Annotated in this window: 1 protein-coding gene and 1 pseudogene; both read right to left on the bottom strand. The window is 77.0% G+C overall.

Going from position 1 to position 3295, the window contains the following annotated elements; translation table 11 throughout:
- Positions 1-2107, bottom strand: a pseudogene (locus tag AOK09_RS22910) (hypothetical protein); the annotation flags it as partial.
- Positions 2108-2248: 141 nt separating this feature from the next.
- The gene (locus AOK09_RS22905; protein ID WP_055589114.1) at positions 2249-3145 is read right to left on the bottom strand and encodes a hypothetical protein; all 897 of its coding nucleotides are present in this window, start codon (positions 3143-3145) and stop codon (positions 2249-2251) included.
- Between the last annotated feature and the right edge of the window lie 150 nt (positions 3146-3295).

The raw sequence follows: 3295 nt of genomic DNA, 5'->3' as shown, positions 1-3295 counted from the left end.
CGCCCAGGTACTCCACGTTGGCGAGCACGTCGGGGCCGGGGGGCAGCAGGCCGCCGTCGCCGAGGGCGGCCAGGATGCGGGAGTCGTCCGCGGCGGCCGTGCGCAGCTCGAAGAGGGTGCGCTCGGCGGTGGCGACGGCGTCGTCCAGCAGCTCCCGGAGGTCGTCGGCGGCGCGGTCCAGCAGGTCCGGGGTGAGGGTGGCGGGGCCGCCGACGGGGGCGTCCGCCGCGTACGGCGCCAGGGAGAGCAGCTCGGCCAGGCGGGGTTCGGCGGCGAGCTGGACGGCGGTGCCGTGGTCGGCGGCGAGGGCGGCCTCGGCTGCGGCGCGGGCGTCGGCGGCGCGCGCCGCCGCGAGTTCGGCGCGGCTCTCCACGGCGGCGGACTCCCTGGTCCGGGCGGCCGCCTGCTCCGCTACGGCGCGGGCCCGGTCCAGGGCGGTGGTGGCGGCCTTCTCCGCGTCGGCGGCGTGCAGGGCGGCGCGGGCGGGGTCGCCGGGGTCGCCGTCGCGGGCCTCCTCGATCCAGCCGGCCTCGACGGCGGCCCGGGTCTCCTGTTCCACCTCGGCGAGGCGCTGACGAAGGTGCTCGGCCTCGCTGCGGGCCTTCTGCGCCGCGGTGGCGGCGGCGGTGGCGTCGCGGTGTGCCGCCTCGCCGTCGCCCTGGAGCGCCACGGCGCGGGCGTCCTCCCGGTCCGCCTGGGCCTCGGCGTCGGCGGCAGCGCCCTCCAGTGCGCGGACCAGGGCGGCCGCGGCGCGGGCGCGGGCTGCCAGGGCGGGGGCGGCGTCCCGTTCGGCCTCGCGGATGGCGGCGGTGACCCTGGTGGAGCGGTCGGCCGCCGCCCGGTGGCGAAGCACCGCCTCGGCGGCCTGCCAGGCGGAGTGCAGGGTGCGGGCGTCGGTGAGCTCACGGCGCAGGGCCGCGGCGTCGGCGGTCGCAGCGGCCAGGCCCAGAGTGGCATGACGGTGCGTCAGCTCGGCGGTGATCAGGGCGTGGCGGGTGCGGTCGGCCTCGGCCTCGGTGACGGCGGAGGCGGCCTCGTCGACCTCCACGGCCAGGTCGTGGGCGCGGTCGCGCTCCAGGGCCGCGCGGGCGGCGAGGGAACGGGCGAGGCGCCGGGCGCGGCGGTCGGCGGCCCGGTGTGTCTCCCGTACGGTCTCGCGGGCCGCGGTGGCCTCGACGATGCGCTGGAGCAGGTCGAGTGATCCCGCGGTGAAGTCCCGCTCGGCGGTGAGTTCGGCACGGCGGCCCAGCTTGGCGGCGAAGCCGTGGACGAGGTCGGCCAGGCCGTCGGTGTCCCGGGTGTCGGTGACGGCGCGCAGCAGCAGGTCGGTGAAGTCGGAGTCGTTCTTCACCGAGAAGAGGCCCGCGGCCTCGCCCTCGTCGGCGTTCATCTCACGCTGGTAGCGGAAGAGTTCGGGGTCCAGGCCGAGGTCGCCGAGGTGCTCGTTCCACCGGTCGTGGATCTCCTCGAAGGTGACCTCCAGGTGGGGGTCGGCCCTGCCGGCCTCGGTGAGGGCGTCGCGGAACCCCTTCATGGTGCGGCGGCGGCCGCGGGAGGCCGGCCTGGGGGCGGCGCCCTCGCCGCTCTGCGGCGCCGGGACGGGGGGCAGCACGATCCGCTCGGCGACCGGCAGGGAGTCCAGGGTCATGCCCGGACCGGGGCGGAAGGAGTACCACAGTTCGGCGAACTTCCGCGGGTCCGAGGAGACCTGGCGGCCGCGCCACTCGCTGACCTTGCCGACCACGACCAGCTCGCCCGTGAGGGTGTGCTGCCACTCCAGGGCGACATGGCCGCAGTCGTCGGCGAGCAGGAACTTGCGCAGCACGCCGGAGCTGGCGCCGCCCAGGGTGTTGCGGTGGCCGGGCAGCATCACCGAGAAGATCAGCTTCAGCAGGACGGACTTGCCGCCGCCGTTCTCCAGGAAGAGCACGCCCGCGGGCGCGGGGCGGCGCGGCGGGCCCTCCGGGTCGTCCCCGAACAGGCCCGGCTGCTGCGGCGCGGGGTCGCTGACGGGCTCGCCGACACCGCGCAGGTCGAGCAGGGTGTCGGCGTAGCGCGCACCGGCGGGCCCGATCGAGTACAGGCGGACCCGGTTGAGCTCGTACATGGGGCGGTGGTCTCCTGGGCGGTCGTCGGCGGGTCCCGGCGGTGCCGGGGCCGTCAGGGGGTTGGCGTCAGAGGGTTGTCGTCCGGGCGGGTGGCGTCGAAGGCGAAGTGGCGTCGAAGGGGTGTGGCGTCAGGGGAGGCGTCAGAGCGAGTGGAAGGGCAGGCCTGCGTCGGCGACCAGCTCGTCGCTGTCGTCGGCGGGGAGGAGGGTGGCGGTGCCGTCGGTCACCGGGACGACGCCGAGGTCGAGGAGTTCGGCCATGGCCGCGGTGGCGGCCAGGTCGCGGACCTGCAGCTGGTAGCGGGCGGTGGTGCGGTAGGTGCCGCCGGAGTCGTCGGACGCCTTCTGCAGGAAGCCGGAGTCGACATGGAAGGCGACGGCCTTGCCCACGATGCCGATGGTGGAGCCGGAGAGCCGGCGGGCGTCCTTGGTCGCCCCGGTGGCGCTGCGGCGGGCCCAGACGCGCCAGGCCGCCTCCAGGCCCGGGGTGTCGCTGGCCGGGTCGGTGTTGGTGCCGTCCGCGGCGGCCTGCTCCTCCAGCCGGCGGCAGGCCTGGCGTACGAAGGCGTCGACGCCGTTGACACTGATCCGGCCGATGTAGCCGTCGTCCGCCAGGTCCTCCGGGCGGGGGAAGGCCATGGCGGCGACGGCGAGGTGCGCCAGGCCGTGCAGAAAGCGGTCAGTGGACTCGGAGGCGGCGCGGCGGGAGTAGTCGCCCATCCGGACGGCGAACACCGAGTCGTGGTCGGCGGCCACGGCCATACCGGCCCTCGGCGACACCTCCAGCACCACCAGCCCCAGGCCGGTGGCCACCGCGTCGGCGAGGCGGGCGAACGGCGGATCCTCCCGGTAGCGGCGGATCAGCTCTCCGTACTCGGCATCCCGGGCGGGCAGCAGCTTGGGCTGGAGGCCGAAGGAGACCAGCCGGGCGGCGTCGGCCGCATCGGCCGGGGTGACGGCGGCGCGGCCCGGGAGACCGCCGTCACCGGGCGCCGGGCCGACGGTGGTGTGGACGTCGGCGTCGTCGGGCGTGCTCACGGGCGGGACTCCTGGGATCGCTGCGGTACCGGACTCATGGCCGTTGGGGCCGTACGGGGGGCGGGGAACCGTGCGGTCCCCCGGCCCTGACGGGGCCGGTGGGCGGGCGGCCGTGCCCCGGGGCTGCCGGGCCGGCGCCCGGCCCCGGGC

It is taken from the genome of Peterkaempfera griseoplana (assembly GCF_001418575.1).
Taxonomy (GTDB): Bacteria; Actinomycetota; Actinomycetes; order Streptomycetales; family Streptomycetaceae; genus Peterkaempfera; species Peterkaempfera griseoplana.
The sequence above is the reverse complement of the archived record's forward strand: the minus strand, read 5'-3'. Positions and strand labels throughout refer to the sequence as shown.